The organism is Streptacidiphilus sp. P02-A3a (assembly GCF_014084105.1).
In the GTDB taxonomy this organism is placed as follows: domain Bacteria; phylum Actinomycetota; class Actinomycetes; order Streptomycetales; family Streptomycetaceae; genus Streptacidiphilus.
On record NZ_CP048289.1, the window covers coordinates 1 to 26,941 of the forward strand.

24 protein-coding genes and 2 tRNA genes are annotated in these 26,941 nt (G+C 70.4%); 20 read left to right on the forward strand and 6 right to left on the reverse strand.

Annotation, left to right across the window (positions count from 1 at the left end; genetic code table 11):
• Positions 1–36: 36 nt before the first annotated feature.
• The 12 genes from dnaA to GXP74_RS00060 all read left to right on the forward strand — a co-directional run bounded on the left by dnaA (position 37) and on the right by GXP74_RS00060 (position 14,965).
• A complete protein-coding gene (dnaA, locus tag GXP74_RS00005; RefSeq protein WP_370468521.1) occupies positions 37–1,860 on the forward strand; it encodes a chromosomal replication initiator protein DnaA in 1,824 nt (607 codons plus the stop codon).
• Positions 1,861–2,823: 963 nt separating this feature from the next.
• Positions 2,824–3,954, forward strand: a complete 1,131-nt coding sequence (dnaN, locus tag GXP74_RS00010) for a DNA polymerase III subunit beta (RefSeq protein ID WP_182449360.1) — start codon at positions 2,824–2,826, stop codon at positions 3,952–3,954.
• Positions 3,955–4,161: 207 nt separating this feature from the next.
• Entirely contained in the window at positions 4,162–5,037 is an 876-nt protein-coding gene (gene gnd, locus GXP74_RS00015) for a phosphogluconate dehydrogenase (NAD(+)-dependent, decarboxylating) (protein ID WP_182449361.1), read from the forward strand.
• Between the two features lie 82 nt (positions 5,038–5,119).
• Complete coding sequence (gene recF, locus GXP74_RS00020) at positions 5,120–6,250, forward strand: DNA replication/repair protein RecF (protein ID WP_182449362.1); 1,131 nt, start codon at positions 5,120–5,122, stop codon at positions 6,248–6,250.
• Positions 6,251–6,573: 323 nt separating this feature from the next.
• Entirely contained in the window at positions 6,574–7,116 is a 543-nt protein-coding gene (locus GXP74_RS00025) for a DUF721 domain-containing protein (RefSeq protein ID WP_182449363.1), read from the forward strand.
• Positions 7,117–7,488: 372 nt separating this feature from the next.
• Entirely contained in the window at positions 7,489–9,447 is a 1,959-nt protein-coding gene (gene gyrB / locus GXP74_RS00030; protein WP_225448530.1) for a DNA topoisomerase (ATP-hydrolyzing) subunit B, read from the forward strand.
• Between the two features lie 107 nt (positions 9,448–9,554).
• Entirely contained in the window at positions 9,555–12,167 is a 2,613-nt protein-coding gene (gene gyrA, locus GXP74_RS00035; protein WP_225448531.1) for a DNA gyrase subunit A, read from the forward strand.
• Between the two features lie 257 nt (positions 12,168–12,424).
• Positions 12,425–13,111, forward strand: coding sequence for a DUF3566 domain-containing protein (locus tag GXP74_RS00040; protein WP_182449365.1), 687 nt, complete (start codon positions 12,425–12,427; stop codon positions 13,109–13,111).
• A 146-nt stretch (positions 13,112–13,257) separates the two neighbouring features.
• Positions 13,258–13,331: transfer RNA gene (locus GXP74_RS00045), tRNA-Ile, on the forward strand.
• A 289-nt stretch (positions 13,332–13,620) separates the two neighbouring features.
• Positions 13,621–13,752 carry a DLW-39 family protein gene (locus GXP74_RS00050; protein ID WP_225446657.1) on the forward strand — a complete coding sequence of 44 codons (132 nt, stop codon included), beginning with the start codon at positions 13,621–13,623 and terminating at the stop codon, positions 13,750–13,752.
• A gap of 185 nt (positions 13,753–13,937) precedes the next feature.
• Positions 13,938–14,010 (forward strand) — tRNA-Ala (locus GXP74_RS00055).
• A gap of 370 nt (positions 14,011–14,380) precedes the next feature.
• Positions 14,381–14,965 carry a Uma2 family endonuclease gene (locus GXP74_RS00060; RefSeq protein WP_225447613.1) on the forward strand — a complete coding sequence of 195 codons (585 nt, stop codon included), beginning with the start codon at positions 14,381–14,383 and terminating at the stop codon, positions 14,963–14,965.
• Positions 14,966–15,722: 757 nt separating this feature from the next.
• Here GXP74_RS00060 and GXP74_RS00065 read toward each other — a convergent pair.
• Positions 15,723–16,046, reverse strand: a complete 324-nt coding sequence (locus tag GXP74_RS00065) for a type II toxin-antitoxin system PemK/MazF family toxin (protein ID WP_182449367.1) — start codon at positions 16,044–16,046, stop codon at positions 15,723–15,725.
• 5 nt (positions 16,047–16,051) lie between these two features.
• Positions 16,052–16,363, reverse strand: a complete 312-nt coding sequence (locus GXP74_RS00070) for a molecular chaperone GrpE (RefSeq protein WP_182449368.1) — start codon at positions 16,361–16,363, stop codon at positions 16,052–16,054.
• Between the two features lie 381 nt (positions 16,364–16,744).
• Between GXP74_RS00070 and GXP74_RS00075 the strand changes: the two genes are divergently transcribed.
• Together GXP74_RS00075 and GXP74_RS00080 are read left to right on the forward strand one after the other, a co-directional pair.
• Complete coding sequence (locus tag GXP74_RS00075; RefSeq protein ID WP_182456058.1) at positions 16,745–17,359, forward strand: Uma2 family endonuclease; 615 nt, start codon at positions 16,745–16,747, stop codon at positions 17,357–17,359.
• Between the two features lie 350 nt (positions 17,360–17,709).
• Positions 17,710–17,994 (forward strand): Uma2 family endonuclease, encoded by a 285-nt coding sequence (locus GXP74_RS00080; RefSeq protein WP_225447614.1) that lies wholly within the window; start codon positions 17,710–17,712, stop codon positions 17,992–17,994.
• 49 nt (positions 17,995–18,043) lie between these two features.
• Here GXP74_RS00080 and GXP74_RS00085 read toward each other — a convergent pair whose 3' ends face one another.
• Positions 18,044–18,850, reverse strand: a complete 807-nt coding sequence (locus GXP74_RS00085) for a DUF5324 family protein (RefSeq protein ID WP_182449369.1) — start codon at positions 18,848–18,850, stop codon at positions 18,044–18,046.
• A 220-nt stretch (positions 18,851–19,070) separates the two neighbouring features.
• Between GXP74_RS00085 and GXP74_RS00090 the strand changes: the two genes are divergently transcribed.
• Both GXP74_RS00090 and GXP74_RS00095 read left to right on the forward strand, forming a co-directional pair.
• The gene (locus tag GXP74_RS00090; RefSeq protein WP_225447615.1) at positions 19,071–19,598 is read left to right on the forward strand and encodes a peptidylprolyl isomerase; all 528 of its coding nucleotides are present in this window, start codon (positions 19,071–19,073) and stop codon (positions 19,596–19,598) included.
• A 65-nt stretch (positions 19,599–19,663) separates the two neighbouring features.
• On the forward strand, positions 19,664–20,530 hold the full coding sequence (locus GXP74_RS00095) for a rhomboid family intramembrane serine protease (protein ID WP_182449371.1): 867 nt from the start codon (positions 19,664–19,666) through the stop codon (positions 20,528–20,530).
• A gap of 261 nt (positions 20,531–20,791) precedes the next feature.
• Here the strand turns inward: GXP74_RS00095 and crgA are convergent, their stop codons facing one another.
• Positions 20,792–21,046: a cell division protein CrgA gene (gene crgA, locus GXP74_RS00100; RefSeq protein ID WP_182449372.1), complete on the reverse strand. Its 255-nt coding sequence runs from the start codon at positions 21,044–21,046 to the stop codon at positions 20,792–20,794.
• Positions 21,047–21,559: 513 nt separating this feature from the next.
• On the opposite strand from crgA, the gene GXP74_RS00105 reads away from it, so the two are divergent.
• The 4 genes from GXP74_RS00105 to GXP74_RS00120 are packed head-to-tail and all read left to right on the forward strand — an operon-like array spanning position 21,560 to position 24,283.
• Entirely contained in the window at positions 21,560–21,901 is a 342-nt protein-coding gene (locus GXP74_RS00105) for a hypothetical protein (RefSeq protein WP_182449373.1), read from the forward strand.
• A complete protein-coding gene (locus GXP74_RS00110; protein ID WP_182449374.1) occupies positions 21,901–22,542 on the forward strand; it encodes an aminodeoxychorismate/anthranilate synthase component II in 642 nt (213 codons plus the stop codon). Before GXP74_RS00105 ends, GXP74_RS00110 begins: the two co-directional genes overlap by 1 nt.
• Positions 22,539–23,525: a class E sortase gene (locus GXP74_RS00115; RefSeq protein WP_182449375.1), complete on the forward strand. Its 987-nt coding sequence runs from the start codon at positions 22,539–22,541 to the stop codon at positions 23,523–23,525. The genes GXP74_RS00110 and GXP74_RS00115 overlap by 4 nt, the downstream gene beginning before the upstream one ends.
• A gap of 50 nt (positions 23,526–23,575) precedes the next feature.
• Positions 23,576–24,283 (forward strand): class E sortase, encoded by a 708-nt coding sequence (locus GXP74_RS00120; RefSeq protein ID WP_182449376.1) that lies wholly within the window; start codon positions 23,576–23,578, stop codon positions 24,281–24,283.
• Between the two features lie 43 nt (positions 24,284–24,326).
• Here the strand turns inward: GXP74_RS00120 and GXP74_RS00125 are convergent, their stop codons facing one another.
• Together GXP74_RS00125 and pknB are read right to left on the reverse strand one after the other, a co-directional pair.
• The gene (locus GXP74_RS00125) at positions 24,327–24,743 is read right to left on the reverse strand and encodes a PPOX class F420-dependent oxidoreductase (RefSeq protein WP_225447616.1); all 417 of its coding nucleotides are present in this window, start codon (positions 24,741–24,743) and stop codon (positions 24,327–24,329) included.
• Between the two features lie 129 nt (positions 24,744–24,872).
• Positions 24,873–26,882 (reverse strand): Stk1 family PASTA domain-containing Ser/Thr kinase, encoded by a 2,010-nt coding sequence (gene pknB / locus GXP74_RS00130; RefSeq protein WP_182449378.1) that lies wholly within the window; start codon positions 26,880–26,882, stop codon positions 24,873–24,875.
• Between the last annotated feature and the right edge of the window lie 59 nt (positions 26,883–26,941).

Consider the following 26,941-nt stretch of genomic DNA (forward strand, 5'->3'; position numbering starts at 1 on the left):
GTGGAGCGACTGGGCAACGACCTCGGGGTCGAGTCCATGGACCGGAAGTGGCTTGAGCGCACCGCGCCGATGGGTCTGATGCACGACACCGCCCTGCTGGCGGCGCCCAACGAGATGGCCAAGGCCAAGCTGGAAGGCCACCTGCTGCCCCGGATCACCGAGGCGCTGAGCCACCAGTACGGGCGGGCCATCCGGATCGCCGTGATCGTCGACGCCAACGCCGCCTCCCTGGTTCCGCCGCCCCCGGTCGGCCAGGAGGAGCCCGAGCGGGCGCCCGAGCGGCAGTTGGATCGCCCCGGCGACTATCCGTACCAGTCGCAGCACCGCGAGTACCCGCCGGCGCCGCAGCAGCCGCAGCAGGGGTACGGCTACGACTACGAGCAGCGGTCGGTCGGCTACCCCGACCGGCCCGGCTACTACGGCGGCCCCGGCTACCCGGGCGCCTTCCCGGGACGCCCGCCGCACCCGCAGGACGACGAGTGGCCCCCCGCCTCGCCCGCGCCGCAGCCCCGCCCCTGGGAGCAGCGCGCGGAACAGCAGCGCGAGCTGCGGGCCGAGCAGCAGCTGCGGGCCGAGCAGCAGCACCGGGCCGATCAGCACCGCGCCGAGCAGCACCGGCCGGAGCAGCAGCGCGGGGAGCACCAGCGGCAGGAACACCAGCAGCTGGAGGACCGCTCCGAGCACCTGCCGTCCGGGCGCCCCGACGGCGGGCCGGCCGAGCGCTCCGCGACCGACGGCCCGCTCTCCGGCAACCTGCCGCCGCATCTGCCGGTGCACCGGCCCGGTGGCGGCTCCAGCAACAGTTCCGGGCTGCCCCGCAAGGACGAACCGGCCGCCCGACTGAACCCCAAGTACCTGTTCGAGACCTTCGTCATCGGCTCCAGCAACCGGTTCGCGCACGCGGCCGCGGTGGCTGTCGCCGAGGCCCCGGCCAAGGCGTACAACCCGCTGTTCATCTACGGCGAGTCCGGGCTCGGCAAGACCCACCTGCTGCACGCGATCGGGCACTACGCCAGGAGCCTCTACCCCGGGACCCGGGTGCGCTACGTGAGCTCCGAGGAGTTCACCAACGAGTTCATCAACTCGATCCGGGACGACAAGGGCGACGGCTTCCGGCAGCGCTACCGGGACATGGACATCCTGCTGGTCGACGACATCCAGTTCCTGCAGAGCAAGGAGTCGACCCAGGAGGAGTTCTTCCACACCTTCAACACCCTGCACAACGCCAACAAGCAGATCGTGATCTCCTCGGACCGGCCGCCCAAGCAGCTGGTGACCCTGGAGGACCGGCTCCGCAACCGCTTCGAGTGGGGCCTGACCACCGACGTCCAGCCGCCCGAGCTGGAGACCCGGATCGCGATCCTGCGCAAGAAGGCCATCCAGGAGCAACTGAACGCCCCGCCGGAGGTGTTGGAGTTCATCGCTTCCCGGATCTCGCGCAACATCCGGGAGTTGGAGGGCGCGCTGATCCGGGTGACGGCCTTCGCCAGCCTCAACCGGGCCCCGGTGGACCTCCAGTTGGCCGAGGTCGTGCTCAAGGACCTGGTGCCGGGCGGCGAGGAGGCCGGGCCGGAGATCACCGCGACGGTCATCATGCAGCAGACCGCCGCGTACTTCGGGCTGAGCGTGGACGACCTGTGCGGCTCCTCGCGCAGCCGGGTGCTGGTCACCGCCCGACAGATCGCGATGTACCTGTGCCGGGAGCTGACGGACCTGTCGCTGCCGAAGATCGGCGCCCAGTTCGGCGGCCGGGACCACACCACGGTCATGCACGCGGACCGCAAGATCCGCACGATGATGGCGGAGCGGCGGTCCATCTACAACCAGGTGACCGAGCTCACCAACCGCATCAAGAGCTGACCTCGGGCACCCCCAGCGGGCGTCGGGACCACCGTCCCGGCGCCCGTTTCGCATGTCCGCGCCCGCCCGTGCCGGTCCCCGCTCCCGTCCCGGCAGCCGTACGCCTGCGCCCATGGTTCGAACAGCGGGGCCCGCGCGGCCAATTGTCCACAGTGGTCGGCCGGATTCGCCGTCCACACCCTGGGGAGAGCGGAGTTATCCCGAATCCCTCCACAGCCGTCACCATGGTGGGGGTGTCTGCCCAGCTCAGCTGCCTGTGTACTTGTGGGGAACGGTCGTCCACAGCCTGTGGAGAACTAATGGGCCGTCAACGGCGCGCCAGAGTTGTCCACGTGCCGTCCCCAGGAGTAGGGCACTTGTCCCCAGGTTGTCCACAGTTCTCCACAGGAATATCCCCAGTTCGGCAACATCCATCGACATTTCACCGGTCGGAGTGAAAGCGGCCACACAATGTTGTCCCGGAGGCTGGGGAGAACTACCCGGAAACCTGGGGACGCCGCTGGGGACAACCTGGGGACAAGTCAACTGACCTGTGGGGAAGCCCTGCCGCGTCCACAGCGACGCTAGTTTCTCCACCGGCTGCGTCCCCAGCCAATGTGGACAAAAAATAGGCCCTGACCAGGCAGAAAAGGGGTTATCCACGGTATCCACAACACCTACTACTACTACCCAGAGTAGAGAGCTCAGGATTGATCAAAAAGCAGGTGGGGGCCAGATCTGTGGACAACGGTGACCCGACGCGGGTTCGAACCGTCTTCGACCCATCAGCCTCGGCTGTCGGTGGAGTACGTCAGACTGTCCTCAGCAACAAGCGGCAACAGGAGCAGCGGCCGACCGGTCCGGCGGGTCACCGCTCCACAGGAAGAGTCCCCACCCTGGGGACGGTTCCAAACCGCGAACCAGACAACGGTGATCTCGACAGCGGTGATCCCGACAGCAGCAGCACACAGGAGGCGGTTACCGGTGAAGTTCCGGGTCGAGCGTGACGTCCTCGCGGAGGCCGTGGCCTGGGCCGCGCGCAGCCTCCCGGCCAGGCCGCCGGTGCCGGTGCTGGCCGGTCTGCTGCTGGTGGCGGACGAGGGCAAGCTGAGCCTGTCCGGATTCGACTACGAGGTCTCGGCCCGGGTCGAGGCGGAGGCGGACATCGACGAGCCGGGCACGGTCCTGGTCTCCGGTCGGCTGCTGGCCGACATCTCCCGCTCGCTGCCGAACCGCCCGGTGGAGATCTCCACCGACGGGGTCCGGGTGATCGTGGTCTGCGGCAGCTCGCGGTTCACACTGCCCACACTGCCTGTGGACGAGTACCCGGCGCTGCCGCAGATGCCCACCGTCTCCGGCGCCGTCCCCGGCGACCTCTTCGCCGCCGCCGTGGTGCAGGTGGCCACGGCCGCCGGGCGGGACGACACGCTGCCGGTGCTGACCGGGGTCCGGGTGGAGATCGAGGGCGACCGGATCACCCTGGCCGCGACCGACCGCTACCGCTTCGCCGTGCGCGAGCTGCTGTGGAAGCCGGAGCAGGAGGGCCTGTCGGCGGTCGCGCTGGTGCCCGCCAAGACGCTGCTGGACACCGCCAAGTCGCTCAGCGCCGGGGACGTGGTCAGCATCGCGCTGGCGGGCAGCGGCAAGGGCGAGGGGCTGATCGGCTTCGAGGGGGCCGGGCGGCGGACCACCACCCGGCTGCTGGAGGGCGAGTTCCCGAAGTTCCGGGCGCTGTTCCCGACCGAGTTCAACTCCGTCGCGACCATCGACACCCCGGCCTTCGTGGAGGCCGTCAAGCGCGTCTCGCTGGTGGCCGAGCGGAACACACCGGTCCGGTTGAGCTTCGAGCAGGGTGTGCTCACCCTGGAGGCCGGATCCGGCGACGACGCCCAGGCCACCGAGCGGGTGGACGCCGATCTTGAGGGCGACGACATCTCGATCGCCTTCAACCCGGCCTACCTGCTGGACGGCCTGTCCGCGATCGACTCGGCGGTCGCCCAGCTGAGCTTCACCACCTCGACCAAGCCCGCCCTGCTCAGCGGCAAGCCCGCGGCCGACGCGGAGGCGGACGAGGCCTACAAGTACCTGATCATGCCGGTCCGGCTGTCCGGCTGACCCTGACCGGGGCGACGCCCCGGCAGTGGCCCCGGCAAGCGCCGGGGTCGGCGGGGCGGTGGCTCGCGCCGTACCGGGTAGGAGCGCTGAGCGGGAGTTAACGCAGATGGGCCCTACGCCCGGTGGCCCCCAGGCCCCGGGCGTAGGCTCGCCCCGTGGCGGCAACGGGGCCGCGCGCCGGTAGTCACCTCGAACGAAGGACTTGTGATGGAGCTCGGACTGATCGGTCTCGGCAAGATGGGCGGCAACATGCGCGAGCGCATCCGCCGCGCCGGCCACACCGTCGTCGGCTACGACCGCAACCCCGACCTGGCCGATGTGTCCAGCCTCAAGGACCTCGTCGGCGCGCTGTCCGCCCCGCGCGTGATCTGGGTGATGGTCCCGGCCGGTGGCCCCACCCAGGACACCATCGACGAGCTCGGCGAGCTGCTGGAGCCCGGCGACGTGGTCGTCGACGGCGGCAACTCCCGCTGGACGGACGACGAGAAGCACGCCGGGGAGCTGAAGGCCAAGGGCATCGGCTTCGTCGACTGCGGCGTCTCCGGCGGCGTCTGGGGCCTGAAGAACGGCTACGCGCTGATGTACGGCGGCGAGGCCGAGGACATCGCCAAGGTCCAGCCGATCTTCGACGCGCTCAAGCCCGAGGGCGACGCGGGCTCGGTCCACGCGGGCAAGGTCGGCGCCGGCCACTTCGCCAAGATGGTCCACAACGGCATCGAGTACGCCATGATGCAGGCCTACGCCGAGGGCTGGGAGCTGCTGGAGGCCGTGGACTCGGTCACCGACGTCCGCGAGGTCTTCCGCTCCTGGCAGCAGGGCACGGTGATCCGCTCCTGGCTGCTCGACCTGGCCGTCAACGCGCTGGACGACGACGAGCACCTGGACAAGCTCCGGGGCTTCGCCCAGGACTCCGGCGAGGGCCGGTGGACGGTCGAGGCCGCCATCGACCACGCCGTGCCGCTGCCCGCGATCACCGCCTCGCTGTTCGCCCGCTTCGCCTCGCGCCAGGACGACTCCCCGCAGATGAAGATGATCGCCGCGCTGCGCAACCAGTTCGGCGGCCACGCGGTCGAGAGCAAGTAGTCACCACGCCGCGGCGCCCCGGCGTCGCCACCTCCCGGCGCCACAAGTGAACTGACGAGAAGAAGGCTGACGAGTCCGGAGCATGCACGTCGCGCATCTGTCGTTGGCCGACTTCCGCTGCTACGCCCGGGTCGAGGTACCCCTTGATCCGGGCGTCACCGTGTTCACCGGCCCCAACGGCCAGGGCAAGACCAACCTGGTCGAGGCGGTCGGCTATGTGGCGACCCTGGGCAGCCACCGGGTCGCCGGTGACGCGCCGCTGGTGCGGCTGGGCGCCGAGCGGGCGGTGATCCGCGCCGCGGTGGTCCGCGACGAGCGGCAGACCCTGGTCGAGCTGGAGCTCAATCCGGGCCGGGCGAACCGGGCCCGGATCAACCGCTCCGACAACGTCCGCCCGCGCGACGTGCTCGGGCTGCTGCGCACGGTGCTGTTCGCGCCCGAGGACCTGGCCCTGGTCAAGGGGGACCCGGGGGAGCGGCGGCGGTTCCTGGACGAGCTGCTGGTGGCCCGGGCGCCGCGGCTGGCCGGGGTCCGCCAGGACTACGAGCGGGTGCTCAAGCAGCGCAACGCGCTGCTGAAGTCCGCCGCGATGGCCCGCCGGTCCAGTGGCCGGGTGGAGCTGTCCACACTGGACGTCTGGGACGACCACCTGGCCCGGGCCGGGGCTGAGCTGCTGGCCGCTCGGCTGGAGCTGGTCGGCGCGCTGCAGCCGCTGGTCCGCACCGCCTACGAGGAGCTGGCGCCCGGCGGCGGCCCGACGCTGCTGGAGTACCGCAGCTCGCTGGGTGAGCAGGCGGAGCTGGGCGGTGGCCGGGAGGGCCTGTACCGGGAGCTGCTGCGGGCCCTGGGCGAGGCCCGCAAGCAGGAGATCGAGCGCGGGATCACCCTGGTCGGGCCGCACCGGGACGAGCTCGGGCTGCGCCTGGGCGAGCTGCCCGCCAAGGGCTACGCCAGCCACGGGGAGGCCTGGTCGTTCGCGCTGGGCCTGCGGCTGGCCTCGTACGAGCTGCTGCGGGCGGACGGCGGCGAGCCGGTGCTGGTGCTCGACGACGTGTTCGCGGAGCTGGACACCCGCCGCCGGGAGCGGCTGGCGGAGCTGGTCGCCCCCGGTGAGCAGGTACTGGTGACCGCCGCCGTGGCCGAGGACGTGCCGCGGGCGCTCGTCGGCAGCCGCTACTCGGTCGCCGACGGCGAAGTCAAGCGGAACCCCTGAACTCCCGCCCGAAACTCCTGAAGTCTTCCGTTGCGCCCGCGGCCTCGTACCCTTGCTCACAGGCTCCGCCGCCGGGGGCCGGTGTCGCGGAGCCCGGACTCCCGGCGGGACGGCGGGACGGCGGGACGGCTGAACGGCGGGACGGCTGAACGGCGGGAGGCCGGGACGACAGAACGGCTGGCCGGACGGTCGGCCGGACGGTCGGCTGGAGGGCTGGTCGTCGGTCGCTCGATGCCTCTCCGCATCGACCCCTCCCCCGCACCGCCCGTGGCCGGTCCCCGGCCGACGGAGCCGCACACCATCCCGGGAAGAGCGAGGCGACTGTGAGCGAGGCGACCGAGGCTGCCGACGGCGGTGGGCCCGAGGAGCAGCTGTCCGGCGTGGACCTGGCCCGGGTCGCGCTGCGCAACGCCAAGGAGCTGGCCCGGCAGCGCGGCGACAACGTCCGGCAGCGCAAGGAGGCCCGGCGGACCGGGCTGCGCAGCGGCGCCCGGGCGGACGGCCGGGACCCGCAGCCGCTGGGGGCGGCCATCGGGCGGCTGCTGGCCGAGCGCGGCTGGGAGGCCCCGGCGGCGGTGGGCGGGGTGATGGGGCGCTGGCCGCAGATCGTCGGCCGCGACCTGGCGGCGCACTGCGAGCCGGAGGGCTACGCGGAGGACGAGCGGGTGCTGACCGTCCGCTGCACCTCCACCGCCTGGGCGACGCAGATCCGGCTGATGGCCCCGCAGCTGGTGAGGCGGCTGAACCAGGAGCTGGGCCAGGGCACGGTGAGGCTGATCAAGGTGCAGGGGCCGGGTGGTCCGCAGCGCAGTTACGGGCGGCTGCGGGCTCCGGGAAGCAAGGGTCCCGGGGACACCTGGGGGTGACCGAGTGGATCGGCTGAGTGCCCATGTGAGCCCATTCCGCACCCCACGCGGGTGGTGGGATACATCCGGCCCAGTTTTTGTGCGGCACGGGGGAGCCCAGGGGCTGCCAAAGGCCCATGAGTGTCAGTCCTACCGGTAGACTGGAGGCTGAAACCGCCGCTAGCGGTGACTGAGTCGAGTGCCGAGGCCGCTCCGGTCCCACCCACGGGGTACGGAAGTCGGTCCGAGCTGTGCCAGAAAGGGCGCTTCGTGGCCGATTCCGGCGACCCCAGCCAGACCCCTGAGATCTCCCCGTCCACCCAGGAAGCGCCGGAACCAGCGCAGTCGGAAGCAGTCCCGTCGGAGGTCGCCGCCGTCCCGGCGACCGGCTCGCTGTCGGAGAACAACTCCGCCTACGACGCCAGTGCGATCACCGTCCTGGAGGGCCTGGAGGCGGTCCGCAAGCGCCCCGGGATGTACATCGGGTCGACCGGCGAGCGCGGCCTGCACCACCTGGTCCAGGAGGTGGTGGACAACGGCGTGGACGAGGCGATGGCCGGGCACGCGGACACCATCGACGTGACCCTGCTGGCGGACGGCGGGGTCAGGGTCGTCGACAACGGCCGAGGCATCCCGGTGGACATCGTCGCGGGCCAGGGCAAGCCGGCCGTCGAGGTCGTACTCACGGTGCTGCACGCGGGCGGCAAGTTCGGCGGCGGCGGGTACTCGGTCTCCGGCGGTCTGCACGGCGTCGGCGTCTCGGTGGTGAACGCGCTGTCGCAGCGGCTGTCGGTGGAGATCCGCCGCGACGGCCACCGCTGGACCCAGGACTACAAGTTGGGCGCGCCGACGGCCGAGCTGGAGCGGCACGAGGCCACCGACGAGACCGGTACCGCGGTCACCTTCTGGGCCGACGCCGACATCTTCGAGACCACCGAGTACTCCTTCGACACGCTCTCCCGGCGCTTCCAGGAGATGGCCTTCCTCAACAAGGGCCTGACCATCAAGCTGACCGACGAGCGGCCCGACCACGTCGACGACGAGGGCAAGCCGTTCACGGTGACGTACCACTACGAGGGCGGCATCTCCGACTTCGTCCGGTACCTCAACGCCCGCAAGGGCGACGTGATCCACCCGACGGTGATCGACTTCGAGGCCGAGGACAAGGCCCGGACGATCTCGGTCGAGGTCGCCATGCAGTGGAACACGGCGTACAGCGAGGGTGTGTACTCCTTCGCCAACACCATCCACACGCATGAGGGCGGTACCCACGAGGAGGGCTTCCGGGCGGCGCTGACCGGGCTGATCAACCGCTACGCGCGGGAGAAGAAGCTGCTCCGGGAGAAGGACGAGAACCTCACCGGCGAGGACATCCGCGAGGGCCTGACCGCGATCATCAGCGTCAAGCTGGGCGAGCCGCAGTTCGAGGGCCAGACCAAGACCAAGCTGGGCAACACCGAGGCCAAGACCTTCGTGCAGAAGGTCGTCCACGAGCACCTGAACGACTGGCTGGACCGCAACCCGGTGGAGGCGGCGGACATCATCCGCAAGTCGATCACCGCCGCGACCGCCCGGGTGGCCGCGCGCAAGGTGCGCGACCTGACCCGTCGCAAGGGCCTGCTGGAGACCGCCTCGCTGCCGGGCAAGCTCTCGGACTGCCAGAGCAAGGACCCCTCCGAGTGCGAGATCTTCATCGTCGAGGGTGACTCGGCCGGTGGCTCCGCGAAGCAGGGCCGGGACCCGCGGGTGCAGGCGATCCTGCCGATCCGCGGCAAGATCCTCAACGTCGAGAAGGCCCGGATCGACAAGGTCCTGCAGAACACCGAGGTACAGGCGCTGATCTCGGCCTTCGGCACCGGCGTGCACGACGACTTCGACGCCTCCAAGCTGCGGTACCACAAGATCGTGCTGATGGCCGACGCCGACGTCGACGGCCACCACATCAACACCCTGCTGCTGACCCTGCTGTTCCGGTTCATGCGGCCGCTGATCGAGGGCGGGCACGTCTACCTGGCCCGGCCGCCGCTGTACAAGATCAAGTGGAGCCGGGACGACGTCCAGTACGTCTACTCCGACCCCGAGCGGGACGCCGTCATCGCGGCCGGGCGCGCGGCCGGGCGCAAGCTGCCCAAGGACGACGCGATCCAGCGCTTCAAGGGCCTCGGCGAGATGAACGCCGAGGAGCTCCGGGTCACCACCATGGACCAGGACCACCGGCTGCTCGGCCAGGTCACCCTGGAGGACGCGGCCCGCGCCGACGACCTGTTCTCGATCCTGATGGGCGAGGACGTCGAGGCCCGCCGCTCCTTCATCCAGCGCAACGCCAAGGACGTCCGCTTCCTGGACGTCTGACGACCCCGCGGGTCGTTCGAGAGTCCCTGGCAGCACGCACGAGAGGAAACTGACCCGCAGTGGTCGACGACGACAAGCCCAACGGCCCCGAGGACGACCTTCCCGGCCTGCCGGTCGAGCCCGAGAGCAACCTGCGCATCGAGCAGGTCGAGCTTGAGAGCGAGATGCAGCGCTCCTACCTCGACTACGCGATGAGCGTCATCGTGAGCCGGGCGCTGCCCGAGGTCCGCGACGGTCTCAAGCCGGTGCACCGGCGGGTGCTCTACGCCATGTACGACGGCGGCTACCGGCCGGAGAAGGGCTACTACAAGTGCGCCCGCGTCGTCGGCGACGTGATGGGCAACTACCACCCGCACGGCGACACCTCGATCTACGACACCGTGGTCCGGTTGGCGCAGCCCTGGTCACTGCGGATGCCGCTGGTCGACGGCAACGGCAACTTCGGTTCCCCGGGCAACGACCCGGCGGCGGCCATGCGCTACACCGAGTGCAAGATGATGCCGCTGGCCATGGAGATGATGCGGGACATCGACGAGGAGACCGTCGACTTCTCCGCGAACTACGACGGGCGCTCGCAGGAGCCCGACGTGCTCCCGGCCCGCTTCCCGAACCTGCTGGTCAACGGCGCGACCGGGATCGCGGTCGGGATGGCGACCAACATCCCGCCGCACAACCTGCGCGAGGTCGCCTCCGGCGCGCTCTGGTACCTGAGCAACCCGACCGCCTCCGGCGAGGAGCTGCAGGACGCGCTGATCGAGCGGATCAAGGGCCCGGACTTCCCCACCGGCGCGCTGATCGTCGGCCGCCGGGGGATCGAGGACGCCTACCGCACCGGTCGCGGCTCGATCACCATGCGGGCCGTGGTCGAGGTCGAGGAGATCCAGGGCCGCCAGTGCCTGGTGATCACCGAGCTGCCGTACCAGGTGAACCCGGACAACCTGGCGCTGAAGATCGCCGACCTGGTCAAGGACGGCCGGGTGGGCGGCATCGCCGACGTCCGGGACGAGTCCTCCTCGCGTACCGGCCAGCGGCTGGTGGTGGTGCTCAAGCGGGACGCGGTCGCCAAGGTGGTGCTGAACAACCTCTACAAGCACACCGACCTGCAGACCAACTTCGGCGCCAACATGCTGGCCCTGGTCGACGGGGTGCCCCGGACGCTGTCGATCGACGCCTTCATCCGGCACTGGGTGAACCACCAGATCGACGTCATCGTCCGGCGGACCACCTTCCGGCTGCGCAAGGCCGAGGAGCGCGCGCACATCCTGCGCGGGCTGCTCAAGGCGCTGGACGCGATCGACGAGGTGATCGCGACCATCCGCCGGTCGCACACGGTCGAGGAGTCCCGGGCGGGCCTGATGGCGTTGCTGGCCATCGACGAGCTCCAGGCCAACGCGATCCTGGAGATGCAGCTGCGCCGGCTGGCCGCGCTGGAGCACCAGAAGATCACCGCCGAGTACGACGACCTGATGTCCAAGATCAACGAGTACAACGCGATCCTGGCCTCCCCGGAGCGGCAGCGCGCGATCATCGCCGAGGAGCTGGCGATCGTCGTGGAGAAGTACGGCGACGAGCGGCGCAGCACGCTGATCCCGTACGAGGGCGACATGTCCGTCGAGGACCTGATCGCCGAAGAGGACATCGTCGTCACCATCACCCGGGGCGGCTACGTCAAGCGCACCCGCAGCGACCTGTACCGCTCGCAGAAGCGCGGCGGCAAGGGCGTGCGCGGGGCGCAGCTGAAGCAGGACGACATCGTCGACCACTTCTTCGTGACCACCACCCACAACTGGATCCTCTTCTTCACCAACAAGGGCCGGGTCTACCGGGCCAAGGGCTACGAGCTGCCGGACGCCGGCCGGGACGCCCGCGGCCAGCACGTGGCCAACCTGCTGGCCTTCCAGCCGGGCGAGCACATCGCCCAGGTGATGGCGGTGCGCACCTACGAGGCCGCGCCGTACCTGGTGCTGGCCACCCGTGAGGGCCTGGTCAAGAAGACCCCGCTGAAGGACTACGACTCGCCCCGTTCGGGTGGTCTGATCGCGATCAACCTGCGGACCGACGAGGAGGGCCGGGACGACGAGCTGATCGGCGCCGAGCTGGTCTCCGCCGAGGACGACCTGCTGCTGGTCAGCAAGATGGCGCAGGCGATCCGGTTCACCGCGACCGACGAGTCCATGCGGCCGATGAGCCGGGCCACCTCGGGTGTGAAGGGCATGAGTTTCCGCGAGGGGGACGAACTCCTCTCGATGAACGTCATCCGACCTGGTACCTATGTGTTCACGGCCACCGACGGCGGCTACGCCAAGCGGACCAAGGTGGACGAATACCGAGTTCAGGGCCGTGGCGGCCTCGGCATCAAGGCGGCGAAGATCGTCGAGAACCGTGGCATCCTGGTCGGGGCGCTGGTGGTGGAGGAAACGGACGAGATCCTGGCAATCACCCTCGGGGGCGGAGTAATTCGCACCAGGGTTGTCGAAGTTCGTGAAACCAGTCGTGACACCATGGGCGTCCAACTGATCAACCTGGGTAAGCGGGACGCCGTCGTCGGCATCGCTCGCAACGCCGAGGGAGCCGGTGACGACGAGTTGGACGAGAACGGTGAGGGCGAACCCGGGACCGACGCGGGTGAGGCCGTCGTCGTGGACCCGGTGGCCGTGGACCCCGATTCCGGGGTAGACGGTCAGGGGACCGAGGAGCAGTCGGACGAAACGTCCGAGTGATCCGGTGGTCTCCCATGGTCGGGCGCTGACCTGGTCGGTGGCCCGACCGCCTGCTGTCGCCAGCGGACAGATTCACCGACACGCTGTTCAACAAGACGCCGTTCGCCGGGACGCCGTCTGACAACACATCGAGCCAGGACCGACCGGTCCTGGTGGGGAACTCCGGGAGGACCAGGGTGAGTGGAGCCACGGGTGCCGCTGGCGGGAACGCCGCTGCGGGGCGGAAGGGCCCTGGGCCGAGCGCGCCCCAGGGCGGAATGCCGGGCGGTCAGCTGGCCGGGCACGACGCGTCGGCGACGGCGGTGAGGCCGACCGTGGTCGGCGGCGGTACCGCGGCCGCGCGCCGTCGCCAGGCGGCGCCGCAGGGCGCGCCGGGGGCTCCCGGGGCTCCGGTCGCGCAGGCGCAGACCGCGCCGCCGGCCGCTGGGCCGACCGAGGGGCGCTCCGGATACTCGACGCCCACGACGTACCAGAAGGGCCAGCCGACGCCTCCCGGCGGCACTCGGGTCCCGGGCGGCCAGGCGCCGCAGCCGACCGCGGCTCCGCGGCCCCCGGCCGCCGCGCCGTCGGGCCGTACCCGCCGGGCGCGGCTGCGGGTGACCCGGACCGACCCGTGGTCGGTGATGAAGATCAGCTTCCTGCTGTCGATCGCGCTGGGCGTGGTCACCGTCGTCGGTGTCTCGCTGCTGTGGATGCTGCTGGACACGGCGGGCGTGTTCAGCTCGGTCGGCGGGACGCTGAAGCAGGCGACCGGCTCCGACAGCAGCTCCGGGTTCGACCTCCAGTCGTACCTGTCCTTCGGCAACGTGCTGATGACCACGGCGCTGATCGCGGTGATCGACGTGGTGCTGCTGACCGCGCTGGCGACGCTGGGCGCGTTCATCTACAACATGGCGGCGGGCATCTCCGGGGGCGTCGAGCTGACGCTCTCCGAGGAGGAGTGACACCGCCGCGGTGAACGTCCGTGGACCCGGCTCCGGCCGGGTCCACGGACGTTTGCGCACCTCCTGGGGCTGCCGGGAGCAATGGATTTTGGCAGACCGGCATCGGTGCGCTAATCTTTCAACGCAGCGCAGGGCAGGAAACACACGGACCTATAGCTCAGACGGTTAGAGCGCTTCCCTGATAAGGAAGAGGCCGGAGGTTCAAGTCCTCCTAGGTCCACCGGCGCGCGAGGGCACCTACGACTAGTCGTAGGTGCCCTTCGGCATTCCCCCGGCGGACCGTGCGGAGAGCGCTACGCGGCGGGTTCCCGGGGCCCTGGTGGACTGCCTTCGGTGCGTCAGACGGGCGCGTCCGGACGTGTGTTGGCCGTGACCTCCGGCCGCGCCAGGGGTTGGACAGGACAGGACTTTCCCCAAGGTCCGGTGTGTATCATCGGCCGGGGGTGGCAGTCGGTTCGGCCGACGCCGCCCACTACCGGACTCAGACGCAAGAAGGACGAGGTCGCGCGGTGAAGAAGCTTCTTCTGGTAGCCCTGGCTGCACTCGGTGGGTACTTCGTGTACCGCCAGGTCCAGGCGGACCGCGCCGAGCAGGACCTGTGGACCGAGGCGACGGACGCGGTGCCGGTCGGCGCCCGCTAGGCGTTCTCCGGCGGTCCGGGCCGGGTTCCGGCTCTCCCGGGGCCGCCCGGGTCCCGGCGCGGCCGGTGCCGACCGAGCAGCGGGCCTGGCGGCCGCTGCTCGCTGCCCGGACGCGGCCGCGGGCCGCGGGTCGGGATTCCCCTCGGGAACCGGTACCCTGGTGCGCGGCGGATCGACTCCGCCGAGGGGCCTTAGCTCAGTTGGTAGAGCGCCGTCTTTGCATGGCGGATGTCAGGGGTTCGACTCCCCTAGGCTCCACCCCGTAAATGCCCTCTGACCTGCGGAAACGTGGAGTCGGAGGGCATTTTTCGTGCTCCCTGGTGGGCACGGCCGTGCCCACCAGGGAGCACGGGGGTTCAAGCTTGGGCGCCGCCTGCTCCTGTTGATCCTTTGGGTTTCCTGAGATCACCATGCGTTTGACCTGCGGAAACACGGATCCGTGTGGCGCCCTAGCGCACCTAGGTACGCACCAGGCTCCCAGGGGACAGCGGGGGAGCGTCTCCCCTGGGAGCCTCGTGCCTCCCCTGGGCCTGGAGAGCGCGCCCGGGCTGCGAGCTCTCGGTGTGAAGTCCGGGGGGGTGCTGGCCCGTACGGTGGCGGTGTCCGTTTGCCGCTTGGGAGGCGCGCGATGAGCTCGATGTACCCGGAGTACGCGCAGTGGCTGCGGCAGGTGCGGCGGTCGATGAAGCTGCCCAAGGCGGTCAAGCTGCTGTTCGACCAGGGGCGTCTGTACCTGTCTCCGGTGACGGAGGCCCACAGCGAGGCAGACGACTCGATCCGGCTGCGGTTGGCGGAGCAGCTCGCCGGCGAGGCCGGGCTGCACGTCACGCGGGACAAGGGAGTACTGCCGGAACTGGACGGCTACACGCCTGAGCCGGACGTGCTCGTGGTGGACGCGGGAGTGCTCGGTCCGGGGGACGCTTTCGTCAAGCAGGAGCACGTGCACTTCGTTGCCGAGAGCGTGTCGCGTTCCACGGTGGGGCAGGACTACGGGCGCAAGCTCAACCAGTACGCGGCGCGTGGCATCGCGGTGTACCTCATCGTGGACGTGCTGACCGGGGGAGTGCGTCCTGTACCGGGGGCCGAAGGGGGACGAGTACACCTCGGCGGTGCCCTACCGCTTCGGCGAGGAGGTCCGTTTCACCCTCGCCGGTGTTGTCGTGACGGTGCGCACCGACTTCAAAAAGATCCGCTGAGTCCTGTCGCTCCTTGAGCCAAGGCGGCGCGACTACGGGTTCCCGTGAACTCCTTGCGAGACTGCGCCGAAGCTGGCTGCTCCCCGCGCCCGCGGGGGTGGTCCGCCGCAGTCCAGGAGATGCCGGCCGAGCAGACTCCGACGCCGGAGCGGGACGGCTATACCATCGCCGTCTACCTGCCACTCGGCGTCAGGGGAGACGTCCGGCAGTACCTGCACCGGGCAATTAGCGACCTGGCCCACACGGCGGACTGGCACCAGGGCTGGGACGCGCACGTCGTCGGGCGAGCTGGGGACCCGCTCGGGGCAGTCGACGGGAAGCGGCGATGACCCTGTACGAGCGCGTTGCTGCCACCCCCGGCGGATCTCGCCGCCCTCGCCGAGGCCCGTCTCTGTCGCGAGGCCCTGCCTGGTCCAGGCCATGGCTGCTTCCGGCGTCGACCGCAAGCAGCTCGCCGCCCAGCTCGAGGAACGGCCCGGCTGGGTCGCCCGGGTACTCCACGGCGACGGAGACATCACCATGGCCGTCGTCGCCGGGTACCTGCACACCATGGGGTACGAGGCCGAGCTTCAGCTTGTGCCTGCCGGGGAGTTGCGACGGAAAGTGATCTCTGGCTGGACGCCGCCGATGTCCGTGCCGCACTCAGCCGGCTGCGGCCAGAGGACATGGACGTTGCCAACAGGCAACTGCGGGAGCTGCGGGAGCTGCGGGAGAGCTGAGCACGACGAAGGCCCCGACCGGATGGTCGGGGCCTCACGTGTCGCTCTGGCGAAGTCAAAGCAGCGCAAGGGCCGCTCTGAGGCCCGTGGCGACTTTCACCATGGTCTCCTTGCTGAGCGCTCCAAGGGTGCCCTTGATCTCGTCCCGCCATAGTTCGACGATGTCGTCGCAGAGAACGCAGCCGACGAGAGGAGAGTCTGCGGAGCCCAGCGGAACGATGCTGGGCATCTCTGGCTTCTGGGTTGTAGTGATTCGGACGGCCAGGCAGCTGTCCAGCTTCTGGTTTCGCGCATTGTTCGAAACGACCAGGAAGGGCTTAGGGCCTTTGCCCAGGTCTGCGCGGTAAACGACACCGCGCACAGGAGTGATCTCGGGCACGCAGTTCAGTCCTCGCTGGATCCGCGGCGACGCTGCCGCATTGTCTGCTCGTACTCGTGATCTTCGTCGTTCTGGGACGCGGCGAGGGCTGCGTAGCCGCTGACCATGACCTGCTGCTGGACGGCGGCTCGGCCGGCTTCCATGAGGGCTTGGAGGGCCTCTGCTTCTGAGGGGTTCTCGGATAGCTCGATGCCCAGCGCGGCGAGGGCTGCGCGTTCCACGCTTTGCGGCTGCCGGACTCGCTCGACGGCTTGGGCGTCCTCTGCTGTCACGGGCACGGACTTCCGTGCCACTGTTCTACGAGTGAGGGTGCTCATGAATCAGATACTGCTGCAAATATTGCAGCCAAGCAAGCTGCAAAACTAGCCAAACACTGTTGCCCTTGACACAGCAGCGAAGCCCATACACAGGTTTCACTCAGTTGGCCCCGCCCTCACCTGGTGATGGGGCTCTTCTGCACGGGGGCGCCTGCCCCGCCCATGACTAGTTGAATGTGGTCATCGGATCATGACGAAGGCCCAGTCCTTCTGCTCCCCGCTAGCGCGGGGGTGGTCCCGATATCCGGGTCTCCTGCGTCTCCGGGTGACTCTGCTTCCAGGGCCCCGTAGGGGTGGTTTGGTCTTGGTCTCGGTCGGCTCGGGCATCAAGGTGGTGTCTGGGGATGCCTCGTCGGGGTGGGGTGCGTGGCATTCTGGGGGATGGACCGGAGGCGTCGACACTGCTGGAGGGGCGTTGATGTGAGTACTGCGTTGCCGCAATGGATGTACCCGCCCCGTGAGAGCGGCTGGGAGGCGGAGGACCTGGACCTGTTGCCGGCTGACGCACCTCGTCATATCGAACTGCTCGACGGAGCGCTGATCTTCAACATGTCCCCGCAGCGCAGTTGGCACGACCGCGTCATCCGTCGACTGACCGCAGCGCTGGAGAGTGCCGCGCCCGTCGGGTGGACCGTGGAGGCCCAGATGACGGTCACGCTCAACCGCCGGAGCCGGCCCGAGCCCGACGTCATCGCGGCGAGTGTGCCCTATCTCCCGGAGCGGACCCGTTTCGTCCCCGAAGAGGTCGCCCTGGTGGTCGAGGTCGTCTCCGCGGAGTCGCAGGACCGCGACCGCCGCTACAAGCCGGGCCTGTACGCCGATGCTGGCATCCGCCACCTGTGGCGCATCGAGGACGAACACGGCCTACCCGTCGTGCACACCTACGAGCTCGACGACACCACCCGGGCGTATGTCGCCACCGGCGTCCACCGCGACCGACTGCGCACCCCGGTCCCCTTCCCGCTGGATCTGGACCCCGCCGACCTCGCCCGGTGACCTGAACCCAAAGTCGTCACCGCCCTGCTGACAGGTCAGGAGAGGTCCCGAATCGAGCGGGATCTGTGACTCAGGAGGATGGAGACGGATGGTCCAGGTCTGGCCCCGGATCTGCTCCCCGCACCCGCGGGGACGGTCCCGTTCTATCCTGCGCGCCGCATCCCGCCGCACCCTATTCTGAGAGGTTGATGCAACTCGATCAGTAGCCCCGTAGGTGCCTCCTGATGATCCCCGGGAGGCGTGCCCACCAGTGGGCACGCCAGCCAGATCGAGGCGGATCGAGCAGGGTCCAGGAGGATGGCAACAGGGGTTTTTGTTCGGGTTGTCCGGCAAAGCCGCAGGTCGGGGCCGTGCTCGTCTTTCCCGCCGACGAGAACTCCGCGCCCGATCTCGCGATCCTGCGGGAGGACGCGCGGAGGCAGGGCACGCGCTACAGCTTCGGGGACGTCCTGCTGATCGCAGAGGTGGTGGCGGTCTCCTCGGCACGCAAGGACTACGACGACTGCACCGCCACGTACGGCCGCTGCGGCATCCCGATCTACGCGGCTCCCGATCGAGCTGGCCGACGGGCGCACCCGCACCATCGACCTGGACGAGCTGCCCCGCCCCGAGGCCGGCTGACGCGTCAGCGCTGATGCCGAAGGGTCCCGCCCGAGACGGGTGGGACCCTTCGGTGTTTCCGGGTCAGGCGCGGTCGTCGCCCTCGGGCCGGTCGTCGTCCAGCGACTCGTCCCGGCCCTCGATCTCGGCCTCGATCGCCGCCTCGACGTCGTACTCCTCCTCCTCGGCCGTGGTGTCCGCCCGCTCGGCGGCCGGGTCCTCGGGGGCGAGCGGACCGGCGGAGCTGGCGCTCGATCCGGTGACCGGTCCGGTGGCCGGGGTGGTGCGCAGCGGGAGCGGGCTGACCGGGGGCTCGACCAGCCAGTCCGGGTTGCTCTGCCGCTGCCACCACTTCCAGGCCACGACTCCCCCGCCGGCCACGGCGCCGAGGACGCTGACGGTGACCACCCGGCGGGTCCAGCGGCCCCGGTGGGCCGCCCGGGCGTGCTGGGCGGTCAGCGCCTCGATCTCGGCGGCGCTGATCTGGCCGCGCAGCACCGGCAGCACCGCCGCGCCGCGGTCGCGGACGGTCGCCGCGGCCCCGGCGGTGGCCTGGACGGCGTCGTCCAGGGCCTGGCTGACGGCCGGGACCGTCGACTGCCGTGCGTGGACCGCCGCGGCCCTGGCGGAGCAGGAGGCGGACCGGGCCGCCTCCTTCGCCTGCTCGGCCGCCTTGGTGGCGGCCTGGGCGGCGGACGGCGGCACGCTGGCGCGGGCCTGCTCCCACAGCGGGACCACCCGGGGCATCACGGCGCTCTCGATATGAGGCGCCAGCCGCTGCCACGCCTCGTCCGTGTAGTGCGCTGCCGCGTCCCGTGCGCTCGCGGCGTACGGGACGAGCTGTTCCCTGGTCTTCCCTGCGGCCTCGCGGGCTGCGTCGATGCGGGTCACCAGTACCTCCTCCTCGGTGGCGTCCTGTTACTCACCTGTCCACCCACTTAAAGATCATGCCTGGTGGATCGTTCCCCGGCGCGCTGGACTGGGCCGGGTGCCGGACCCCGGCTCCGCGGCCGGTGCCGGGCGTTTGGCCGGTGGCGCGCGCCACGTGGGAGGATTCCGGCTGTTCGGCGGGGCACCGCCGGCTACGCACGGACTCGCAGGAAGGCGCATCGTGGCCGAGGAACTGTTCGCCACCATCCGGACCAACCAGGGGGACATCGAGGTGAGGCTGCTGCAGAACCACGCCCCGAAGACGGTCGCCAACTTCGTCGCGCTGGCCGAGGGCACCCGCGAGTGGACCGACCCGCGGACCGGCGAAAAGTCCACCGGTCCGCTGTACGACGGCACGGTCTTCCACCGGGTGATCTCCGGCTTCATGCTCCAGGGCGGGGACCCGCTGGGCGACGGCACCGGCGGCCCGGGCTACCAGTTCGCCGACGAGTTCCACCCGGAGCTGCACTTCGACCGGGGCTACCTGCTGGCCATGGCGAACTCCGGGCCCGGCACCAACGGCTCGCAGTTCTTCATCACGGTCGCGCCCACCGCCTGGCTGAACCGCAAGCACAGCATCTTCGGCGAGGTCGCGGACGCGGCCGGGCGAAAGGTCGTGGACGCGATCGCGGCCACCGCCGTGAGCCAGTTCAACGACCGTCCGATCGAGGACGTGGTGATCGAGTCGGTGCGGATCAGCCGTAGGTAGCGGTTTCCACGTCTGCGGGGGCTACCCTTCGGGCGTAGCCATGAGGTCCCGGAAGGCAGGAATCGATGCTCCCCGATCAGCAGGGCCCGGTCGGGCCGCAGCCGTCCAGCGACTCCAGCGGGTACCGGCTTCCGGACTGCTACCGGCATCCGGGCCGGGAGACCGGGGTCAGCTGCACCCGCTGTGAGCGGCCGGTGTGCCCGGAGTGCCGGGTCAGCGCCTCGGTGGGGTTCCACTGCCGGGAGTGCGTGCAGGGCGGTCAGGCCTCGGTGCGCGCGCCGCGGACCGAGTTCGGCGGCCGGGCGGTCCGCGACCGGGCGCTGGTCACCAAGATCCTGATCGGGATCAACGTGGTGGTCTGGGGGCTCCAGTACCTGATCAGCTCGACCGCGCTGGACCACCTGTACATGCAGGGCCAGCTGGTGGGGCAGGGCCAGTGGTACCGGATGATCACCTCGGTGTTCTTCCACACCGCGATCCTGCACATCGGCATGAACATGTGGTCCCTGTGGGTGATCGGTCCGGCGCTGGAGCAGTTGCTGGGGCGCTGGCGCTACCTGGGCCTGTACCTGGTGTCCGGGCTGGCCGGGTCGGCGCTCCAGCTGATCGTGGCGCCGGACGTGTGGGCGCTGGGTGCCTCGGGGGCGATCTTCGGGCTGCTGGGCGCGCTGGTGGCGCTCCAGCGCAAGCGCGGCTACCAGCTGGGCCCGATCCTGGCGATCATCTTCGTGAACCTGCTGGCGACCTTCGCCATCCCCGGCATCAGCTGGGAGGCGCACGTCGGCGGTCTGGTGGCGGGCGCGGTGATCGGCTTCGGCCTGGCGCACGCGCCGGAGCGGAACCGGGCGCTGGTGCAGTGGGGGACGATGGCGCTGACGCTGGGCGTGGTGCTGGTGCTGTCGCTGATCGGCGTGGCCCAGCTCCCCGGCTGACCCTGACCGGGGGCTGTGGGTACCGGCCGCTCGGGGTGCCCCACCCGGTTGTCCACAAGGGCCCCGCCGATACCGGCGGGGCCCTTGTGGATCTGTCGCTCTACCCGCGTCCAGCTGCGGTTTCCCACCCGGGCTCGATCCCCTCCGGGTGCCGGGCGGGGCTTCTGGGCTCAAGTTATCCACAGATAGTCATGGTTTTCCCCACTGTGGATAACCATGTGGACAAGGAACGCTTGTCCGAGTGCAGGGGCGGTGCGGGGGCTACTTCCACTGCGTGGAGACGCCGAATCCGCCCGCGATGAACGCGAAACCGATCACGATGTTCCAGTTGCCGATGGCGTGGATCGGCCAGGACGCACTCGTCACGTAGTAGACGACGATCCAGACCAGACCGATGAGGAAGAGCGCCAGCATCAGCGGCGCGATCCAGCCGTGCCCGGAGTTCTTCAACCTCAACGCCGTCGCCTGGGGCGGGGCGGTGTAGTTCGTCTTCTTCCGGAGTCGGGACTTCGGCACGAGGAGCACTCCTGTCGATGCGCGCTGCGCTACGGGGCCGCAGGCGGCCAACTGAGCTGTGGGTTTCCTGGGTCAGCGACGGGCTGTCGGGCAGCCCGCACACGTGTCTCCAGTGTCCGTTAGCGTAGTGGCTCGCGGAGTCGGAAGGAGATAAGGGTACGCGGCAGATTCGAAGAAAGTTCCGCCAGTTCACTGAGATGAGACCTTCCGGGGCGGTACCTGCGTCCGATTGGCGGTTTCCCGCACGATATGTGGGACTTCCGGAAAAGCGGGACGTCATTCCGCGCCGGGCGTGACCCCGAGCCGCCCGCGGCGTTGTAGAGGGTGGGCGGAGAAGCACCCGGCAGAAGTGCCCGGTGGGCGGCGACGGGTGTGAATCTGGCAAATCGGTAACGCGGGCCCGGAGCGCTCACGTGTCGGGCGCGCTGCCCCGTACCCTGGTGCGGCGGTATCCGCAGGCGGGGTGCCACCGGCGGAGATACCGAGGGCCCGAGCGCCCGGGGAAGGAGTGCGATGTACGGCTGGATCTGGAACCGGCTGCCCGGCAGTACGCCGGTGCGCGCGCTGCTCTCGCTGCTGCTCTTCCTGGTCGCCGTCGCGATCCTGTTCACCTGGGTCTTCCCGTGGGCGGAGCCGCTGCTCCCGTTCAACGACGTCACCGTGAACAACACCGGGGGCACCACCGTGCAACCGGTCGGCACGCCGGGTTCCTCCGGCTCGCCCGCCGCGACGCCGTCCGGGCGGCCGTCCGGTGCGCCCCGCCCGACGCCGGGGGGCAAGTCCTCCGCGCCGACGCTGGACGGGGCCGCCCTGCCCACCTTCGTGCCCCTCGTTCCGACCGGAGTCACTGCCTGATGAGCGCACGCATCCTCGTCGTCGACAACTACGACAGCTTTGTGTTCAACCTGGTCCAGTACCTCTACCAGCTCGGTGCCGAGTGCGAGGTGGTCCGCAACGACGAGATCGGGGTCGACGCGGTGACCACCGAGGCCTACGACGGCGTGCTGCTGTCGCCCGGTCCGGGCACCCCGGAGCAGGCCGGGATCAGCGTCGCGCTGGTGCACCACTGCGCCGCGCGGCGGCTGCCGCTCTTCGGCGTCTGCCTGGGGTTGCAGTCGATCGCGGTCGCCTACGGCGCGGTCGTCGACCGGGCCCCGGAGCTGCTGCACGGCAAGACCTCGGAGGTGTTCCACGAGGACGGCGGGGTCTTCGCCGGGCTGCACTCCCCGCTCACCGCGACCCGCTACCACTCGCTGGCCGTCGAGCGCGGCACCGTCCCGCCGGAGCTGGCGGTCACCGCCTGGACGGACACCGGCCTGGTGATGGGGCTGCGGCACCGCGAGCTGCCGGTCGAGGGCGTGCAGTTCCACCCCGAGTCGGTGCTCACCGAGGGCGGCCACCGGATGCTCGCCAACTGGCTCACCGAGTGCGGTGACCCGGCGGCGGTCGCCCGGTCCGTCGGTCTGGCGCCGGTGATCGGACGGGTCGGCGCATGACCGCACTCCGTCCGGAGCGCCAGGACGGCGCGACGCCGCCCTGGCAGCCGGACGAGTACGAGCGGCGGGCGGCGGCGGTCGGGGACAGCTCCGACACGCTGGCGCTGCGGCTCCCGCCGTCGGGACGGTATCCGGGCGCGCGGGGCACGCCGGAGGGCATGACCGAGGGCCCGGCCGAGGGCGTGGAGGGCGGCGAGGCGGCCGAGGCCGGCGGCCGTGCCGCCAGGCGCCGGGCCGAGCAGCAGAGCCGCCGCCGCGGCGGCCGTCGGCCGCCGCCGCCGAAGGTCAAGGAGAGCCCCGGCATCGTCGTGGTGCGGACCCTGGGCGAGCTGTTCATCACCCTCGGCGTGCTGATGTTCCTGTTCGTGGCCTACCAGCTGTGGTGGACCAACGTCACCGCCGACGCCTACGCCAGCGGGGCCAAGCACAAGCTGGAGTCCCAGTGGGCCCCGGGCGGCACGGACAAGAGCCACCCGGCCTACCCCGCCGCGATAGCCGTCGGTACCAAGTTCGCGATCATCTACATCCCCAAGCTGGATGTGGAGACGCCGATCGCGGAGGGCGTGGACAAGACCACCATCCTCGACAACGGGCTGGTCGGGCACTACACCGGTGCCCAGGAGACGGCCTTCCCCTGGGACTCCACCGGCAACTTCGCGCTGGCCGGGCACCGGAACACCCATGGTGAGCCGTTCCGGTACATCAACAAGCTGGTGCCGGGCGACCAGGTGATCGTCGAGACCGCCTACGACTACTACGTCTACACGGTCACCAGCACCCTCGCGCAGACCTCGCCGACCAACGTCAGTGTGATCGAACCGGTTCCGCCGCAGTCCGGCTTCACCGGTCCGGGCCGCTACATCACGCTGACCACCTGCACCCCTGAGTTCACCTCCACCTACCGGATGGCGGTCTGGGGCAAGCTCACCCAGGACCTGCCGAAGAGCTCCGGACAGACGCCCAAGGCACTGCAGAGCGGCTGACCCCGGTCGGTCCTCGGTGGTGCGCGCCACCACCGAGGAGACCGGCCGTCATGATGTCCTCCCCCACCCAGCGGGCCCTCGGGCTGCTGGGCGAACTGATGATCACCGCCGGGGTGCTGCTCGGCCTGTTCGTCGTCTACTCGCTCTGGTGGACCGACGTGGTCGCCGACCGGGGGGCGGACGCGGCGGCGGCGCGGGTCCGGCAGTCCTGGGGCGCACCGCCCCGGGCGCCGGGGAGCCCGCGCCCGGCCGCCGTCGCCCGCGACTACCGGGCCGCCGACGGTCTCGGCTTCCTGCACATCCCCCGGCTGGGGCGGGACTTCCAGGTGCTGATCCGCACCGGCACCGACCTGGACGTGCTGAATCAGGGCGTGGCCGGGGCCTACACCGAGCCGTACCGGGCCGCCATGCCCTGGGGCGGCGACGGCAACTTCGCCCTGGCCGCGCACCGGGACGGCCACGGCGCCAAGTTCCACGACCTGCCGGAGCTGCGGCGCGGCGACAAGGTGGTGGTGGAGACCCGCGACGACTGGTACGTCTACACGGTCGACCGCACGCTGGAGCGGACGTCCAAGTACGACGTCGGGGTGACCGCCCCGGTCCCGCCCGAGTCGGGCTACACCCGGCCCGGGCACTACCTGACGCTGACCACCTGCACGCCCGTCTTCACCTCGCGCTACCGGATGGCGGTCTGGGCCTCGCTGACCCGGACCGTCCCGGTGGACCGGGCCCGGGACCTGCCGTCGGAGCTGCGCTGAGCCCACCCGCGACAGGCGGGCGACGTGATCCGAAGGACCGGCCCTAGGCGGACAGGTCGGCGACGGCGGTGATCTTGGCGATCCGGACCCGCACCAGCAGTTCCCCCGGCACGCCGTTGCGCTCGCCGTAGGAGGCGGCCAGTTCCGGGCCGACGTAGCGGGCGGCGATCCTGGTCGCCCACTCCCTGACCTCGGACAGCTCCTCGCTGACGATGGCCCGGCCCTCGACCAGGGCGAAGGCGAAGGGTGGCCGCTCGTCGTCGACGCAGATGGAGACCCGCCCGTCGCGCAGCAGCGATTTGCCCTTGATGGTGTCCTTCCCGGTGTTGAACACCAGGTCGGTGTCGTCCAGCAGGAACCACACCGGCGCCACGTGCGGACGTCCGTCCGCGCGGGTGGTGGCCAGCTTGGCGGTGCGGGTGCCCTCGCTCAGGAAGGCACGCCATTCGGTCTCGTTCATCGCATGGCTCATAACCACATGATCGGTCAGCGGGGCGCGGTCCGCCCGGCAAAGCCCGAGGGACCGGGGACGCCTGCGCGTCCTCGGTCCCTCGGGGTGGTGCGGTGCCCGGATCAGGGGGCGGTCAGGTCAGAAGCCGAAGTTCCCGTTGTTGCCGTTCCCGTTCCCATTCTGGTTGTCACCTTGATTGGGATTGCCCGGGTCAGCCGGTGTGCTTGCGGTGCCTGACGCCCCCCCCGGAGGGTTTGTGCTCGCCGCCGTCGAAGGCGGGGCGCTCGGCGCCGCCGGGTTGAGCACCAGGTTGATCGTGGCGTTCGCCGGGATGTTCATGCCCTGGGTGACCGGGTTCCCGTTGTAGGTCTCCTGGACCACCTCGTTGGCCGGGTAGGTGCTGTTGTTGGTGGGGCTGAAGGTCTCGGCCACCTGCAGGCCCTGGGCCCGCAGCGCGGACGCGGCGGCACTGCCGTCCTGGCCGACCACGTAGTCGGCCTGGACCTGGGCCACGCCGGAGGAGACCACCAGGTTCACCGTCGAGCCGTCGGCCTGCTGGCTGTTCGCGCTCGGCGTCTGGCTGATGACCGAGCCCTGCGGGACGGTGGGCGAGGAGGCCTGGGTCTGGGTGCCCAGGGTGAAGCCGTTCGAGGTGATCGCGGTGGTGGCGTTCGCCACCGTCTGGCCGACCACGCTCGGCACCGCCCTGGTCGGGGCGCCGGTGCTGATGTGGACGGTGATCGTGGCGCCGTTGGCCATCGCGGTGCCGACGGTCGGCGACTGCGAGCAGACGTCGCCCTTGCCCGCGGTGTCCGGCGAGCAGGCCGTCGGTGCCCCCTGGACCACCTTCAGGTTGCCCGGGACGTTGCTCACCGCGCTCTCCGCGCCGCTCCAGGTCTGGCCGATCAGCTGCGGCGCGGTGGCGCCGTTCTTGACCCCGCCGCCCCACATGGACTTGGTGACGAAGTAGGCGCCGGCCAGGACCAGTACCCCGGCGACCGCCAGGATGATCCAGGAAGTGGCCCGGTTCTTGCCGCCGCCGCCCCCGGCGTTGCGGCGCCGGTCGCCGCGGCCGCCGTAGCTGTCGCCGTCGTCGTAGCCCTGGTCGAAGCCGTCGCCACCGGCGTCGTAGCCCTGGCCGACCCCGGGCAGCAGGCTGGTCTGGCCGTAGCCGCCCGCCGCCTGCTGCGGCATGGCCGTGGTCCGGCCGTACTGGTCCGGCTGGCCGCCGTACACCTGGGTCTGCTGGTCGTATCCGCCGCCCATCGGGCCGGCGCCGTAGGCGACCGTCTGCGCCGCCGCGACCGGCAGGCCGTCGAGCGCCCGCTCGATGTCGGCCCGCATCTCGTCGGCGCTCTGGTAGCGGTAGTCGCGGTCCTTGGCGAGGGCCTTCAGCACGATCGCGTCGTACTCGGGGCGCAGCTCCGGGTCGTAGACCGACGGCGGCTGCGGCTCCTCGCGGACGTGCTGGTAGGCGACCGCGACCGGGGAGTCGCCGATGAACGGCGGCCGGACGGTGAGCAGCTCGTAGAGCAGGCAGCCGGTGGAGTAGAGGTCCGAGCGGGCGTCGACCTGCTCGCCCTTGGCCTGCTCCGGGGAGAGGTACTGGGCCGTGCCGATGACCGCGGCCGTCTGCGTCATGGTCATCCCGGTGTCGCCCATGGCGCGGGCGATGCCGAAGTCCATCACCTTGACCGTGCCGTTGCGCGTCAGCATGACGTTCGCGGGCTTGATGTCACGGTGGACGATGCCGTTGCGGTGCGAGTACTCCAGGGCCTGGAGGATGCCCGTGGTCATCTCCAGCGCGCGCTCGGGCAGCAGCCGCCGCCCGGAGTGCAGCAGGTCACGCAGGGTGGACCCGTCGACGTACTCCATCACGATGTACGGGATGGAGACGCCGTCGATGTAGTCCTCACCGGTGTCGTACACGGCGACGATCGAGGGGTGGTTCAGCGACGCCGCAGACTGGGCCTCGCGGCGGAAACGGGCCTGGAACGACGGGTCGCGGGCCATGTCGGCCCGCAGGGTCTTCACTGCGACGGCGCGTCCCAGCCGGATGTCATGGCCGAGGTAGACCTCGGCCATGCCGCCGCGTCCCAGGACGCCGCCCAGCTCGTACCGGCCGCCGAGGCGACGCGGTTCTTCCATGGTTCCAACCCTCTCCCTCGCCGGTGCCGAGGTTGGTCTTCGGGCCTGCGTCTCTTGGT

Excerpts from the sequence above, each read along its gene's own strand:
- dnaA (WP_370468521.1), top strand. The coding sequence starts at position 37 with ATGGACCGGAAGTGGCTTGAGCGCACCGCGCCGATGGGTCTGATGCAC.
- gnd (WP_182449361.1), top strand. The coding sequence starts at position 4,162 with ATGGAGCTCGGACTGATCGGTCTCGGCAAGATGGGCGGCAACATGCGC.
- recF (WP_182449362.1), top strand. The coding sequence starts at position 5,120 with ATGCACGTCGCGCATCTGTCGTTGGCCGACTTCCGCTGCTACGCCCGG.
- GXP74_RS00040 (WP_182449365.1), top strand. The coding sequence starts at position 12,425 with ATGCCGGGCGGTCAGCTGGCCGGGCACGACGCGTCGGCGACGGCGGTG.
- GXP74_RS00060 (WP_225447613.1), top strand. The coding sequence starts at position 14,381 with ATGAGCTCGATGTACCCGGAGTACGCGCAGTGGCTGCGGCAGGTGCGG.
- GXP74_RS00070 (WP_182449368.1), bottom strand. The coding sequence starts at position 16,363 with ATGAGCACCCTCACTCGTAGAACAGTGGCACGGAAGTCCGTGCCCGTG.
- GXP74_RS00075 (WP_182456058.1), top strand. The coding sequence starts at position 16,745 with ATGGACCGGAGGCGTCGACACTGCTGGAGGGGCGTTGATGTGAGTACT.
- GXP74_RS00095 (WP_182449371.1), top strand. The coding sequence starts at position 19,664 with ATGCTCCCCGATCAGCAGGGCCCGGTCGGGCCGCAGCCGTCCAGCGAC.
- GXP74_RS00105 (WP_182449373.1), top strand. The coding sequence starts at position 21,560 with ATGTACGGCTGGATCTGGAACCGGCTGCCCGGCAGTACGCCGGTGCGC.
- GXP74_RS00110 (WP_182449374.1), top strand. The coding sequence starts at position 21,901 with ATGAGCGCACGCATCCTCGTCGTCGACAACTACGACAGCTTTGTGTTC.
- GXP74_RS00115 (WP_182449375.1), top strand. The coding sequence starts at position 22,539 with ATGACCGCACTCCGTCCGGAGCGCCAGGACGGCGCGACGCCGCCCTGG.
- GXP74_RS00120 (WP_182449376.1), top strand. The coding sequence starts at position 23,576 with ATGATGTCCTCCCCCACCCAGCGGGCCCTCGGGCTGCTGGGCGAACTG.
- GXP74_RS00125 (WP_225447616.1), bottom strand. The coding sequence starts at position 24,743 with ATGAACGAGACCGAATGGCGTGCCTTCCTGAGCGAGGGCACCCGCACC.
- pknB (WP_182449378.1), bottom strand. The coding sequence starts at position 26,882 with ATGGAAGAACCGCGTCGCCTCGGCGGCCGGTACGAGCTGGGCGGCGTC.